This is a genomic window from Methylobacterium sp. D48H, from assembly GCF_053345715.1.
In genome coordinates, this window is sequence record NZ_JBKFAP010000010.1 from 176,566 (window position 1) to 190,863 (window position 14,298).

The window sequence follows — 14,298 nt, forward strand, 5'->3', positions numbered from 1 at the left end:
CCGACCAGCCGTCGCCGACGAGGTGGTGGAGGGCCAGGACGAGGCGGTGATCGTCGGCGGCCAGGCGCAGGAGCCGGGCGCGCAGGAGCGGCGGCACGGCGAGGTCGAACGGCGCGGCCGCCTCCGCGGCCTCGCACGCGGCGACCCGGATCTCGCGGGCGCCCGGATCGAGGCCGGTGAGGTCGTCGACGGGCACGTCGAGGGCGACCGCCTCGGCGATCCGGGGCTCCGGAAGGCCGTCCTCGCCGGTGGGATAGCCGGTCCGCAGCACGTCGTGCCGGGCGACGACCCGGCGCAGGGCCGCGGCGAGTCGGTCGGGCTCCAGCGGGCCTCCGAACCGGATATGTCCGACCATGACGTAGGCGCCGCGCCCGGCCGGGTCGCCGAGCCGCTCGGCCAGCCAGAGCCGCTGCTGGCCGAGCGACAGCAGGGGCGGGCCCGCGCGCGGCAGGAGCGCGGGCGCCGGCACCGCGTCGCGGGGCAGCGCGTCGATCCGCGCCGCGAGGTCAGCGAGGGTCGGGGCCGCGAACAGGTCGCGCAGCGGCAGGGCGACCCCGAAGGCGGCGCGGACGCGGTCGACGGCGCGCATCGCCAGGAGCGAGTGGCCGCCGAGTTCCAGGAAGCCGCGCCCGCGCGAGACCTCGTCGAGGCCGAGGAGATCGCACCAGATCGCCGCGAGGGCGCGCTCCGTCGCGCTCCGGGGCGGCTCATCCGGCGACGGGGCACCCTGCGGGCGCCGGTAGAGGTGGAGGGGGGTGAGGTCGCCGGCCGCGAGGCCGTCCCGGCACGCGCCGCGCCGGAGCTTCCCGCTCGTGGTCTTGGGCAGGGTGCCCGGCGCCAGCAGGGCCACGAGTTCCGCCGGCTCGGCCAGCACCTCCGCCAGCGCGGCGTCGACCGCGGCGGCGATCTCCGGCGCGCGGGCGGCGGCGCTCCGGCCGATCTCGGCGGCGATCCCGATCGCCTCGCCCGCCGGGCCCTCGACCGCGAAGGCCGCGACCCGCCCCGGGCGGAGGGCTGGCACGCGCGCCTCGACCGCCGCCTCCACGTCCTGCGGATAGACGTTGTGGCCGCGCAGGATGATGAGGTCCTTGGCACGCCCGGTGACGAAGAGCTCGCCGCCGTCCAGGAAGCCGAGGTCCCCGGTCCGCAGCCAGGTCGCGCCGTCGCGGGGCACGAAGGTCGCGCGGGTCGCCTCCGGGTTGTTCCAGTAGCCGCGCGCGACGCAGGGGCCGCTGAGCCAGATCTCGCCGACCGTGCCGTCGGGGCAGGGAAGACCGGAGCGCGGGTCGACGATCCGCAGGTGCTCGGGCCGGACCGGCCGGCCGCTGCTCGCGAGGGCGGTGCCGGCCTCGTCCGCGACGGCGCGGCCGGCCGCCAGCGCCGCCGGCGCGACGCTCAGCCGGCGCCACGGCGTGCCCCGGGGCTTGGCCGCGACGAGGAGGGTCGCCTCGGCGAGGCCGTAGGCGGGGCTGAGCGCCGTCGGCGCGAAGCCCGCCGGGGCGAAGCGCTCGGCGAAGCGGGTGAGGGTCCGGGGCCGGATCGGCTCGGCACCGCTGTAGGCGACGCGCCACCCGGCGAGGTCGAGCCCCGCCAGCGCGGCGGCGCCGACGCGCTCGCAGGCCAGCCGGTAGGCGAAGTCCGGGCCGCCGCTGATCGTGCCGCCATGCGCGCCGATCGCCTCGAGCCACGAGGCGGGCCGGGCGAGGAAGGCCTGCGGGCTCATCAGCACGAGCGGCGCGCCGGCGAAGATCGGCTCGATCAGCCCCGCGATCAGGCCCATGTCGTGGTAGAGGGGCAGCCAGGAGACGAAGACGTCGTCCGGGCCGGGCGCGATCGCCTCGGCGAGCCAGCGGGCGTTGGCGACGATGTTGCCGTGCGTGACCTCGACGCCCTTGGGATTCGCGGTCGAGCCCGAGGTGTACTGCAGGAAGGCGAGGGTGTCGGGCGGGCACGGGACCGGCCGCCACGCCTCCGCCCCGGCGCTGCCGACCGCGTCGACACAGACGATCGCGCTTACGGAGCTGCCCGTGCAGGTCGCCGCCACGGTCTCGCGGTTCGCCCGATCGGTCAGGACGTGGCGCGGTGCCATGTCGGCGATCATCAGGGCGAGGCGGGCCGCGTGGTGCGGATCCCGCGTCTCCGGCGGGAAGGAGGGCACGGCGACGAGGCCCGCGTAGAGGCAGGCGAAGAACGCCACGACGTAGTCCGGCCCGCTCGGCAGGGCGATGAGCGCCCGCGCGCCGGGCTCGGCGTCGCGCTGGAGGCGCGCCGCGAGGGCGCGGACCCGCCGGTCGAGCTCCGCGTAGTCGAGGGACGCCCCGACCGCGCGCCCGTCCGTGAGGAAGCGCAGGGTCAGCCGGTCGGGCGTGGCGGCCGCCCGCGCCCGCAGGATCGCCACGAGGCTGTCGTCCGGCGCGGGCCGGTGCGGCGACGGCGCGCGGTGTGCGCGGCTCACGTGCAGGCTCTCGTGCAGGCTCACGCGCCGGCTCCCGCCTGGCGGCCGCGCGGCGGGGCGGCGCGGTGCTCCACCACGAGGCCGCGCTCGAGCTTCACGACCTGGTCGGCCCGGTCGAACCAGCGGTCGTCGTGGGTGACGACGAGGATCGTCCGGCCCTCGGCGGCCAGCTCCGGGAGGAGCGTCTCGTAGAAGGCCGCCCGGGAGTCGGGATCCTGGTCGGCGGCCCACTCGTCGAAGATCATGACGGGCCGGTCCTCCAGGCAGGCGACCAGGAGGGCGAGCCGCTTGCGCTGGCCCGTCGAGAGATCGCGGGTCGAGAAGACCCCGTCCCGGAGGCTGACGCGGCCGTCGAGGCCGAGGCGCGTCAGCCACGCGCGCGCCTGCGCCTCGCGCGCGGCGTCCGGCCGGCCGAGCAGCGTCTCGAACAGGTGGAAATCGGAGAAGACGGCCGCGACGTGCGCGCGGTAGCCGGCGAGGGCCGCGCCCGCCACCGGGCGACCGTCCAGGCACAGCGTCCCGCCGGTCGGCGGATGCAGGCCGGCGATCACCCGGGCGAGGCTGGTCTTGCCGGAGCCGTTGCCGCCGACCAGGAAGGTGATCTCCCCGGGGCGCAGCGTCAGGTCGACCGGGCCGAGGTCGAAGCGGTCGCCGGTCTGCGGATCGGCCCGGTGATGGGTCACGCCCCGCAGGGTCACGGTGGCGTCGCGCCGGGGCGCGGCCGGGCCTGTCCCCGGATCGCCGACCGGCTCGGGCGGCAGCTCGGCGAAGGCCGCCTCGATCCGCCGCGCGCCGACGCGGGCGAGGTTGACGAGCGGCATCGTGTTCAGCACCGCCTCGAGCGGCCCCATCAGGTAGAGCAGGGCGATGACGTACCCGGTCGTCACCGCCGGGCTCTGCGCGCTGGTCCCGGGGACGAACAGCGCGAGCCCGATCAGGGCCAGGAACAGGATGCGGCCCCAGCCCGCCGCCAGCGCGAGGAGGGCGAGGCCGCGCCGGCGGTGGTCGGCGACGCGGGCGATCGCGGTCGCCAGGACCGCGTCGAGGAAGTGGCGCCCCTTCTCCCGGTTGAGGCGCAGCTCCTTGGCGCCGCCGTGCAGCGCCTGGAAATGTCCGACGAGGCGATCCTGCTCCGCCCCGGCCCGGGCGAGGTGCCGCGTGACGCGGCCGTAGCAGGCGGAGTAGCCCGCGGCCCCCAGGGCGATCGTGAGGGCCGAGGCCAGGAACAGGGGGAACGACAGGTAGCCGAGAAAGGCGAGGGTCGCCGCGACCACCGCGCAGTTGGTGACGAGCACGGGCAGCGCCGTGAGGAAGTTGGCGACCTGGTTGGCGTCCTCGGTCACCAGCGCCTGCACCCGGGCGCTCCCCACAGCCTCGAGATCCGCGAACGCGGCGGCCTGGACGCGGGCGGCGATCGCGGACCGGAGATCGGCGAGCCCGCGCTGCCCGAGATCGGCGAAGAGCGCGCGCGAGACGACGAGCGCCGCGCAGGCGAGGAGGGCGGTCGCCGCGAAGGCGGCGATCCGGTCGGCCCGGGCGGGCTCGGACGCGTGGAGCGCCCCGTTGATGAGCACGATCAGGCCCGTCGTGGCGATCCCGCCGACGAGGCTCGCCGCGCCGGCCAGCACGAGCCGGGCGCGGGCGCCCCGCGCGAGGGCGCGCCACAGCGCGGTCCCTGGCGCGGACCCGGGCTCCGCGAAGGCGAACGCCGCCGCCATCACTGCGCGCGGCCGGCTTGCGCCATCGCCACCACGACCTTGCGCGGGCCCTTGAAGGGTGTCCGCGCGTGGGCGGTCAGCATGTTGTCCAGCATCACCACGTCGCCGGACTGCCAGGGGAAGACGACGGTGTGCGCGGCGAGCACGGCGCGGATCGCGTCGAGATCCGCGTCGGGGATCGGGCTGCCGTCGCCGTAGTAGACGTTGCGCGGCAGGTCCGGCTCGTCGACGAGGTCGAGGAGGGTCGCGCGCACCTCCGGCTCGAGGTTCGAGACGTGGAACAGGTGGGCCTGGTTGAACCACACCGGCTCGCCGGTCTCGGGGTGGCGGGCGGTGCCCTGGCAGACCTGCCGGGTGCGGAGGTCGCCGTCCGGCTTCCACTCGCAGGTGATCCCGTGGCCGGCGCAGTACGCCTCGACCGCCCCCCGGTCCTGCGTGCCGAACACCTGCTCCCAGGCCACGTCGAGCCCGTTGCCGTAGTTGCGCACGTACATCAGGCCCCGCTCGGCGAAGCGCGCGCGGATCGGCTCGGGCACGGCGCGGTAGATGGCGCGGCTGTCGGCCAGCGGCGTCTCGCCCCCCTCGGGCGCCGCCTGCTGGCAGTAGAACCAGATCTTCATCGGCCAGTCGCGGGCGTAGGCCTGCTCGTTGTGCAGCGGGATGTGCTGGTGGGGCGGGTACTCGGTCGAGGTGTAGACCCCCTGGGTCACGGGGCTGCGCGGCGTCGAGCCGAACTCGTAGCTCAGGAGGTCGTGGCCGAAGCCCGCCGCGAAGCTGCGGAACGCGTCGGGCCCGTCGAGGCTGAAGCCGCGGAGCAGCAGGCCGCCCGCGGCGTGGAGGTGCGCCTCGGCCGCGGCCCGGATCGCCGGCAGCGCGTCCGCGAGCGCCGCGCCCGCGGCGCCCTCCGGCGGCGTGACCAGGAGCGGCAGAGGACCCTCGTCCCGCAGGGGCTTGGTCACGAGTTCCATCACGGCGTCCTCCATGGTGACATCCCGTTCGTTCGCGCCGCCGGCCCGCGCGCCGCCGATGGGCGGGCGCGGCCGCCTCAGGCCGCGGCCTCGGCCCGCGCGCCGATCCGCCGGCCGACGAGGTCGAGCACCGGGCCCCGCCGCGCGTGGATGAAGAAGTGGTCGCCCTCGAACAGCGCGAGGTCGAAGGGGCCGCGCGTCTCGCGGCCCCAGGCCTCGAGGTCGGCGCGGGCGACGTCGTCCCGCGTCCCGCCGAGCGCCTGGATCGGGCAGTCCAGCGCCGGGCGCGCCACGTAGGTGTAGGCGCCGCGCAGCCGGAAATCGGCCCGGAGCACCGGCAGCACCAGGGCCATCAGGGCGGGATCGGCCAGCGCCTCCGGCGGCGTCGCGCCGTAGGCGGACAGCGCGTCGCGCAGGTCCGCGTCGCTGCGCGGGCGGCGGAAATACGCCCCGTCGCACACCGCCGGTCCGGCGCATCCGGAGGCGAACAGCGCGCGCGGCGCCGCGAACCCGCGGTCGCGGAGTTCGTGCGCCAGCTCGAAGGCGAGCAGCGCGCCCAGGCTGTGCCCGAACAGCGCGTAGGAGCCCGTGACGGAACCGGCGACCTCGTCCGCGAGGCGCCGCGTCAGCGCCCGCGGGTCGGTGCAGGGCGCCTCGCCGATCCGGGAGCCGCGCCCCGGCAGCTCGACGGGCCTGACGTCGACCGCGTCGGGCAGGCCGCGGCGCCACTGCGCGAACACCGCGGCGCTCGCCCCCGCGTAGGGCAGGCAGAACAGCCGGACTCGTCCCGGCACGGTCACGCCCGCGCGCCGCCCGCGTCCCGCTCCTGCGCCTCCATGTGTCGGCGCAGGCTCAGGGGCCGCATGTCGGTCCAGACCTCGTCGATGTAGGCCAGGCAATCGGCCTTCGCGCGCGGATCGCCCACGGCGCGCCACCCGTCAGGGATGTCGCGGTAGCTCGGCCAGATCGAGTATTGCTCCTCGTGATTCACCACCACGTAGAACAGCGTATCTTCGCGATCGAACGCCATCGATGCATCCCGTTCAGGTGAAAGCTGCGAGCAGCCTCGCCAATGAATCAATGAACTTCGCTTGTCGGCGCATAACATGGCCGAAAGATCGCCGGACTCAAGGGCCCTTTTACATATTTGAAATGTTCTAATTTAATTCATTACTGCTCGATCGTCCGAAGTGTTTTCCGGAGACCTTGAATCACTGTGGCGGTTCGCGCTACGCAGTGCGGCCGGCGGGTGCGGCCGGCGGGTGCGGCCGGCGGGTGTTCTGTGGTCCGGGGCTTGGCGGGGGGACGCGGTCAGTGGCGTGTGCGCGAACCAGCTTCCGGTCGCCTGCGAGCGGTCCCGCCGGGGAAACGCGCGGCTCCCCCAAGGGAGGCGCCACCCCCGTGCGCCGCGGCGGCGAGGATCGCCGCGCACCTCGCCGCGCACCCCGTCGTGCGGACGAGGAGACGATCGGATGACCGCTCGCGCCGCACCGCTCTGCGACGTCATCGGGGTCGGCTTCGGGCCCTCGAACCTCGCCCTGGCGATCGCCCTGGCCGAGACCCCGGCGGCGCGCGGCCTCCGGTACCGCTTCCTGGAGCGGCAGCCGCACTTCCGATGGCACGGCGGCATGCTGCTGCCGGGCAGCGACATGCAGATCTCGTTCCTCAAGGACCTCGTCACGCTCCGCAACCCGACGAGCCCGCTGACCTTCGTGAACTACCTGCACAGCCAGGGTCGACTGCACGATTTCATCGATCTCGGGACGTTTCATCCCAGCCGGATCGAGTTCAACGACTATCTCCGCTGGGTGGCGGACCATTTCGCCGACCGGTGCGACTACGGCGAGACCGCGGTCGCGGTGGAGCCCGGGCCGGGACCGGACGGGACGGTCGAGACCCTGTGGGTCGTCACCCGCGACGCCGCGGGCCGCGAGATCCGCCGCCAGACGCGCGACCTCGCCCTCGCGGTGGGCGGCGCCCCGCACGTGCCCGCCGCCTTCGCCGCCCTGGCGCGCGATCCCCGGCTCTGCCATTCGAGCCGCTACCTCGACCATGTCGACCGGCGCGGCCCGGGCAGCCCGCTCGACCTGTCGCGCCCGGGCGCCCGCGTGGCGGTGATCGGCGGCGGTCAGAGCGCCGCCGAGATCGGCCACGATCTCCACGCCCGCTTCCCGCACCTGCAGGTCGATCTCGTCTTCCGCGGCCACGCCCTCCGACCGTCGGACGCGACGCCGTTCGTCAACGAGATCTTCCACCCCGACCGCACCGACTTCGTGTACGCGCAGCCGAGCGAGCGGCGGGCGGCGATCGTGCGCAGCTACCGCAACACGAACTACGCGGTGATCGACGCCGACCTGCTCAAGGCGCTCCACGTGATCGTCTACCGGGAGAAGGTCTCCGGGCCGCAGCGCCTGCACCTCCGGCCGCGCAGCGAGATCCTCTCGGCCGTCGGCGACGCGGGCGGGATCAGGCTGCGGACCGTCGACCGCTACGCCGAGGTCGAGGCGGAGCGCAGCTACGACGGCATCGTCCTGGCGACCGGGTACGCGCGCGACCCGAACCCGGCGATCCTCGAACCGCTCGCGCCCTACCGCGACGGGCCGGACCTGGCGCGCGACTACCGCGTCCCGACCCGCCCCGGCTTCGTCCCGCGCATCTACGTCCAGGGCTACTCGGAGACCTCGCACGGTCTGAGCGACACCCTGCTCTCGGTCCTGCCGGTCCGCGCGCAGGAGATCGTCGACAGCCTGCTCGATCAGGACGGACACGGGGGCGCGGTCGCCCCGGCGCGCGCGCCCGCCGCCGGCGGGATCCGCGCCTGGGAGCGGCAGGGAGCGCATCCATGAGGCTCGCCGTCCCGCGGACCGGCCGGGCGCGGCGCGCGGAGGCGTGCCGCGGGCGGATCCGCCGCCCGCTCGCCCGAGTCGGCGCACGGGTCGGCGCATGGGGATGAGCCGCCCGCGCGGCGATCGTCGCGCCCTCCTCGCCGGCCTCGCCGCGGGCGCCCTCGGTCTCGTCCCGGGCGGCTTCGCCGCGTCTCCCGCGGGCGCGTCCGACGACCCGCGGCGGGCGGAGACGGGCGGCTCGCCCGCCGCCCGCGTGGTCGCCCTCGACGGGTTGTTCGCCGAGACGCTCCTCGCCATCGGCCTCGTGCCGGTGGCGATCGCCAACCGGCCGCTCTACGAGAAGCTCATCGCGCAGCCGCCCCTGCCGGACTCGGTCCTCGACCTCGGCCCGCTGCAGGAGCCGAACCTCGAGTTCCTCAGCCTGATCGCCCCCGATCTCATCCTCGCCGCGCCGTGGCAGGCGCAGATCCAGGTCGCGCTGACCCGGATCGCCCCGGTCGTGGCGCTGCCCATCGTCGCGGGCGCGCGGGAGCCGATCGACCACCTCGACGCGCTGACCCGCGACCTGGGGGACCGCGTCGACCGCGCCGCGGCGGCGCGGGCGCTGGTCGCCGGGACCGACGGGGCGCTCGCCGAGGCCCGGGCCGCGCTCGCGGGCCGGACCGGGCGCCCGGTCTACATCTGCCGCTTCCGCGACGACGGGCGGCAGCTGGCCGTCTTCGGCACGCGCAGCACCGTCGGCGCGGTCGCCCAGCGCCTCGGCCTGACCAATGCCTGGACCGGCCGGCAGAGCGGCGCGGGCACGGTGCTCGCCGCGGTCGAGGACCTCGCGGAGGTGCCCGACGCGACGCTGATCCACTTCGACCGCGGCGCCGAGACCGCGCGCGCCCTCGGGCGCCTCGACGACAGCCCGCTCTGGCGGGCGCTGCCCGCCGTGCGCGCCGGCCGCGTGATCCGCATGCCGGTGGTCCATCCGAACGGCGGCCTGCCGTCGGCCGCGCGCTTCGCCCGTCAGGTCGCCGCGGCGCTCGGGAAGGCCCCGGCGTGAGCGCGGCCGGGGCCGGAGCGCGGCGGGCGCGAGCCGACGGGTCCGGGGCCTCGCCGCTCTGGCGCGGGGCGGGGCTCCTCGCCCTCGCGCTGGCGGTGAGCGCCGCGCTGCTGCACGCCAACCTGGCGGCCGTCCTGCCGCCCGGGCAGTGGTGGGCCGCCCTGCTCCACCCGACCGACGGCGACATGCCGCAGCTCGTCCTGCGCGACAGCCTGCTGCCGCGCCTCGCCATGGCGGTCCTGGCGGGCGGCGGCCTCGGCCTCGCCGGCGTGCTGTTCCAGCAGGTGCTCGACAACCCGCTGGCCGAGCCCGGCACCCTCGGCGTGTTCGCGGGCGCGAAGCTCGCCCTGGCCCTCGCGACCCTGTGGTGGCCGGCCCTCCTGATCTACGGCTACGAGCCCGTCGCCGGCGCCGGGGCGGCCCTGTGCACGGGCCTCGTGCTGCTGCTGAGCGGGCGCAGCGGCTACGCGCCGTCCACCGTCATCCTCGCCGGACTGGTGGTCGGGCTGTCCGCCGAGGCCGCCAACCGGATGCTGGTGCTCGCGCATTTCGACGCGCTCTCCGACCTCTACGCGTGGCAGGCCGGCGCGCTGAACCAGAACAACTGGGACGGCGTCCGCGGCCTCGTCCCGCGCCTCGCCCTCGCGGCCCTCGCGGCCGGCCTGCTGGCGCGCCCGCTGACCCTGATCGAGCTCGGCGATGCCGGGGCGCGGGGCCTCGGCGTCTCCACCGCCGGCACGCGGCTCGCCGCCCTCGCCCTCGGCGTCGCGGTCGGCGCCAGCGTGACCGGGTATCTCGGGGTGATCGGCTTCGTCGGCCTGGCGGGGCCGGCCATCGCCCGCTACGGCGGCGCCCGCCGGCTCCGCGACCGCCTGCTCTGGGGGCCGGTCGCCGGGGCGGTGCTGCTCGTCCTGACCGATCAGCTCGTGCAGCGGCTCATCGGCCGCAGCGGTGTCCCGACCGGCGCCGTCACCGCCCTCGTCGGCGCGCCCCTGCTGGTCGGCCTCATCCTGGGCCTGCGCACGGCGCGCGAGGCGCCGCCGGCGCCGGGGCCTATCCCGGTCCGGCTCGCCCGGCCGTGGCCCGCCATCGGGGCGCTCGCGATCCTGGCGCTCGCGGCCGTCGGCCTGTCGCTCACCCTGGGGCGGGATGCCCAGGGCTGGCTGTGGAGTCCCGATCCGGGCGCCCTCCTGGCCTGGCGGGCGCCGCGCGCGCTGGCCGCCCTGGGGGCCGGGGCCATGCTCGCCTACGCGGGCGGGCTGCTGCAGCGGCTGACCGGGAACCCCCTCGCGAGCCCCGAGCTGTTCGGCGTCTCCGCGGGCGCGGCCCTTGTGGTGGTGCTCGTCCTGTTCCTCGTCCCCGGCCTCGGCCCGGCCGCGATGCTGGCCGCCTCCGCGGCGGGCGCGCTCGCGACGCTGCTGGCGGTCCTGGCCCTGGGCCGCCGGGCGCGCTACGCCTCCGCGCGGATCCTGCTCGTCGGCGCGGCCCTCACCAGCCTGATCGGCTCGGTGATCGCGCTCCTGCTCGCCACGGCCGACCCGCGGACCGCCGCCCTGCTGACGTGGCTCTCGGGCTCGACCTACAATGCCACCGGGACCGAGGCCGGGCTCGCCTGCCTCGGCGCGGCCCTGGTGCTCGCGGGCACGCCGCTGCTCGCGCGCTGGCTCACGATCCTGCCGCTCGGGGCGGAGACGAGCCGGGCCGTCGGGCTCCAGGTCGCGCGGGCGCGCCTGACGGTCCTGTCGGTCGCCGCGATCCTGACCGGCGCCGCGACCCTGCTCGTCGGCCCGCTGAGCTTCGTCGGGCTGATGGGGCCGCACCTCGCCCGCAGCCTGGGCTTCAGCCGGGCCGCCGAGCAGCTGGTGGCGGCGACGCTCGCCGGCGGCCTGATCATGGTGCTGGCCGACTGGCTCGGGCGCGTCGCGGCCTTCCCGTGGCAGTTGCCCGCCGGCCTCGTCGCGACGGTTCTCGGGGGCGCCTATTTCGTCTGGCTGATGCTGCGCCGATGATTCTCTCCCCGCTGAACGCCCTGTTCGTCGGCCCCCTCGAGGGCTACCGGGATCGGATCGTGTCCGCGGAGGATCCGCGCCCCTCCGTGAGGGGCGCCGACCTGCTCGATCCGCGCGTCCTGACCGACCAGCTCGACCGGTTCGCCCGCACCTTCGCGGCGCCGGAGCCCCGCGCCGTCGCGTCGATCTGGGCGAAGCAGCACTTCTCGATGCTGGTGGTGCCCGCGCTCGCCGCCAACATCGTGCTCGACCTCGTCCTGCCCGTGGCCCTCGACGCCGTCGAGATCGTCCCGGACGACGGCGGGCTGACGCGGGCGCTCAAGCTGCGCGACCCCGCCGCGGGGAGCGACGGGCCCGGCGGGCAGACCCAGGAGAGGGCGCCGGCGGATCGCTTCGGCGCGCTGATCGACGCGCACCTGGCGCCCCTGGTCGGTGCCCTGGCGGCGGTCTCGGGCGTGGCGCCGCGCGTGCTGTGGAGCAATGCCGGCAACATCTTCGAGTTCGTGGTGCGCCGCACCGAGGGGCTCCCGCAGGCGGGCCGGACCGGGCACGCGGCCGCCGCGAGCGTCCTGACGAGCCGCCGCCGGTCCGGCGCGCCCAACCCGCTGTTCGCGCCGATCCGCTACGTCCCGGAGGCGGGGGACGCGCCGGCGGGCGCGCCGCCGCGTCGGGTGCGGAAGGTCTGCTGCCTGCGCTACCTCATCCCCGACCAGAGCCTCTGCGGCGCCTGCCCCCTGCCGGCACGCCCCGAAGCGGGTCCGGCGGGAACGGACGGCCCGAGGAGGCCCGCATGAACGGTCCCGATGCGCCGGTCGTCGCGCGGCCGCGGGGCGCGCCGACGGCGGAAGCCGCGGGCGCCCCCCCGCTCTTCACCCTGCAGGGCGCGAGCTTCGGTCTCCCCGAACGCACCCTGCTGCATCCCCTCGACCTCGTGATCCAGCCGCGGCAGGTGGTGGGCCTGATCGGCCATAACGGGTCCGGCAAGTCGACCCTGATCAAGCTGCTGGGCCGCCAGCAGGCGCCGACCGCCGGCCGGATCGCGTTCGCGGATCGCGCCCTCAGTGCCTGGGAGGACCGCGCCTTCGCGCGCGAGGTCGCCTATCTGCCGCAGGCGCTCCCGCCGGTCCCGGGCATGACCGTGCGCGAGCTCGTGGCGCTGGGGCGCTATCCCTGGCACGGCGCCCTCGGCCGCGTCGCCGACCGGGATCGTGAGGCGGTCCGGCGGGCGCTCGCCGCCACCGGCGTCGCCGCCTTCGCGGACCGCTTCGTCGACACGCTCTCGGGCGGTGAGCGGCAGCGCGTCTGGCTCGCGATGATGATCGCGCAGGAGCCCGCCTGCCTGCTGCTCGACGAGCCGATCTCGGCCCTCGACGTTGCCCACGCCGTCGAGATCCTCGCCCTCGTGCGCGATCTGGCCCATCGTGACGGGCTCGGCGTCGTGGTGGTCCTGCACGACGTGAACATGGCGGCGCGCGTCTGCGACCGCATCCTGGCGCTGCACTCGGGACGCCTCATCGCGGACGGCCCGCCCGGCACGCTGATGAACCCCGACACGCTGCGCGCCGTGTACGACATCCCGATGGGCGTCATGCCGCATCCGGATACCGGTCGGCCGCTGAGCTACCTGCGCGGATCGTAGGCCGGCGCGCGACGACCAGCTGCTCGCGATCCGGCACGCTCGGACCCAGGGTCCGAGCGCGAATCGGCCGGACACTCGGGTGGCGGCGCGCCGCGGACCTCGTCGCCGCCCGGCGGTGACCTCGTGTCGTCTGGACGATCGAGGCGTCGGGAAGAGCGCGGCCGTTGCGGCGGCTCCAACAACGCTGGCGGGGACGGAGGGATTCCGAGACGGTGACCGGCCCCCGCGGGGTGGTCCTGTGTCAGGCTTGGGCGCGATCGGAGTGGCGGCTCGGGGCGGTTTCCTGCCGGTGCGCTTACCGACGGCATTGGTTGAGACGCGGACAGAACCGCCGCGAAGCACCCGGCACCGCGGCCTTGAGATGATAGATTATATACAATAACTCTCCGGATCCGCAGTCGCGCTTCGGGACGGCGCGCTGCGTGCCGAGGCTACGCATGCAACCCTTCTTCTCGACAGAGGGAATTCACCCCAAGGACGCGTTCCGGCGCTGGCGCGAGACGATCTGCGAGCGATTGATCCCGATCGACCAGCAACCCCTTCACGGGGTTCCGTTTCAGGGCAGGCTGGACGTCACCAGCATCGGGCCTGTGCCGATCTCCAAGATGGCACACACCGCCATGCGGACTGAAGCGACCCCCGACGCGATTCGGCGCTATGGGCAGCCCGACCGCCTCTACGCGTCCTTGAAGCTCTCCGGCCAGGACGCCATCCAGCAAGGCGATCGGGAGGCTGTATTCCGGACGGGCGACTTCGTCGTTATCGACGCACGCCCGGCCGTCTGCGAGGCCGACACGGGCATCTCCCTCGTCATCGATCTGCCGCGCGAGCGCTTCGAGGCCATGCTGGGTCCGTCCCGGCTGTACTGTGCACTCACAGTTGGCGCGGACCTCGCCTCCACGACCCTGGCAAACACCTTCCTCCAGGAGCTGGTGCGCATGGGCGATCAGCTCACGCCCGACGCGGCCGTGCGCATGGCGGCGATCGGAACGGACCTGATCATAGCGAGCCTCGCCGAACGGATGGCGCAGGAGGTACCCCGTTCCGTCCACGGCAACGTCACGGTCCAGCGCGCCAAGGCCTATGTCGAGGCGAACCTGAGCGACCCGAACCTGGATCCGCCGCAACTCGCCGCCGCGATGGGCGTGTCGCTGCGTCGGCTCCAGGAACTGTTCCACGAGCGCGGCCGGCACATCTCCGACTACATCTGGGGACGCCGCCTGGAGGCGGCAGCCAAGCGCCTGGGCGATCCGGCCTGCGCCCACCTGTCGATCGGCATGCTGGCTTACGGCTGCGGTTTCAGCAGCCAGGCGCATTTCGCGCGCCGCTTCAAGGATCGCTACGGCATGAGCCCGCGTGACTACCGGCAGGCGCACAGCCGAGACAAGCAACCGGGCGCGTCCGCGTCCCGGCCGTCATTCTCGTGACCTGAGTGACCGGTTCGGGTCGCTCCCGGAACGGCAGTTCGGGATGGTCTTCCGCCTGTCCTGTGTGGATGGCTCCCGCATTGCAAGTGGCGAATTGAGCTTCTGACGCGTTGGTCGGGTGCAGTCTTGTGTCCGGCCTTTCGATGCAGTCGTTCATGTTGACCGCTGGCCCTGATGGTATCCGCGAG

At 75.1% G+C, this 14,298-nt stretch carries 11 protein-coding genes (1 of these 11 only partly in view); 6 read left to right on the forward strand and 5 right to left on the reverse strand.

Annotated elements, in window-relative coordinates; translation table 11 throughout:
- The 5 genes from ACLBX8_RS18180 to ACLBX8_RS18200 form a co-directional block, all read right to left on the reverse strand.
- Positions 1-2,479, reverse strand: the 5' portion of a protein-coding gene (locus ACLBX8_RS18180; protein WP_447715595.1) for a condensation domain-containing protein. It extends 2,006 nt beyond the left edge of the window; 2,479 of the gene's 4,485 nt are visible here — the first part of the coding sequence; it begins with the start codon at positions 2,477-2,479; its stop codon lies off the left edge, out of view.
- Positions 2,476-4,173, reverse strand: coding sequence for a cyclic peptide export ABC transporter (locus ACLBX8_RS18185; protein ID WP_447715596.1), 1,698 nt, complete (start codon positions 4,171-4,173; stop codon positions 2,476-2,478). Before ACLBX8_RS18185 ends, ACLBX8_RS18180 begins: the two co-directional genes overlap by 4 nt.
- Entirely contained in the window at positions 4,173-5,156 is a 984-nt protein-coding gene (locus ACLBX8_RS18190) for a TauD/TfdA family dioxygenase (protein ID WP_056529523.1), read from the reverse strand. The genes ACLBX8_RS18185 and ACLBX8_RS18190 overlap by 1 nt, the downstream gene beginning before the upstream one ends.
- Before the next feature lie 62 nt (positions 5,157-5,218).
- Positions 5,219-5,935 (reverse strand): thioesterase II family protein, encoded by a 717-nt coding sequence (locus tag ACLBX8_RS18195; RefSeq protein ID WP_447701117.1) that lies wholly within the window; start codon positions 5,933-5,935, stop codon positions 5,219-5,221.
- A 2-nt stretch (positions 5,936-5,937) separates the two neighbouring features.
- Entirely contained in the window at positions 5,938-6,171 is a 234-nt protein-coding gene (locus tag ACLBX8_RS18200; protein WP_020094344.1) for an MbtH family protein, read from the reverse strand.
- A 442-nt stretch (positions 6,172-6,613) separates the two neighbouring features.
- On the opposite strand from ACLBX8_RS18200, the gene ACLBX8_RS18205 reads away from it, so the two are divergent.
- The 6 genes from ACLBX8_RS18205 to ACLBX8_RS18230 all read left to right on the forward strand — a co-directional run bounded on the left by ACLBX8_RS18205 (position 6,614) and on the right by ACLBX8_RS18230 (position 14,110).
- Positions 6,614-7,987 carry a lysine N(6)-hydroxylase/L-ornithine N(5)-oxygenase family protein gene (locus ACLBX8_RS18205; RefSeq protein WP_447701118.1) on the forward strand — a complete coding sequence of 458 codons (1,374 nt, stop codon included), beginning with the start codon at positions 6,614-6,616 and terminating at the stop codon, positions 7,985-7,987.
- A gap of 103 nt (positions 7,988-8,090) precedes the next feature.
- On the forward strand, positions 8,091-9,035 hold the full coding sequence (locus ACLBX8_RS18210; protein WP_447701119.1) for an ABC transporter substrate-binding protein: 945 nt from the start codon (positions 8,091-8,093) through the stop codon (positions 9,033-9,035).
- Positions 9,032-11,044: a Fe(3+)-hydroxamate ABC transporter permease FhuB gene (fhuB, locus tag ACLBX8_RS18215; protein ID WP_447701120.1), complete on the forward strand. Its 2,013-nt coding sequence runs from the start codon at positions 9,032-9,034 to the stop codon at positions 11,042-11,044. The genes ACLBX8_RS18210 and fhuB overlap by 4 nt, the downstream gene beginning before the upstream one ends.
- Entirely contained in the window at positions 11,041-11,838 is a 798-nt protein-coding gene (gene fhuF / locus ACLBX8_RS18220; RefSeq protein WP_100253744.1) for a siderophore-iron reductase FhuF, read from the forward strand. Before fhuB ends, fhuF begins: the two co-directional genes overlap by 4 nt.
- Positions 11,835-12,683, forward strand: a complete 849-nt coding sequence (locus ACLBX8_RS18225) for an ATP-binding cassette domain-containing protein (RefSeq protein WP_170855236.1) — start codon at positions 11,835-11,837, stop codon at positions 12,681-12,683. The genes fhuF and ACLBX8_RS18225 overlap by 4 nt, the downstream gene beginning before the upstream one ends.
- Before the next feature lie 437 nt (positions 12,684-13,120).
- The gene (locus ACLBX8_RS18230; RefSeq protein WP_447701121.1) at positions 13,121-14,110 is read left to right on the forward strand and encodes a helix-turn-helix domain-containing protein; all 990 of its coding nucleotides are present in this window, start codon (positions 13,121-13,123) and stop codon (positions 14,108-14,110) included.
- Positions 14,111-14,298: the final 188 nt, after the last annotated feature.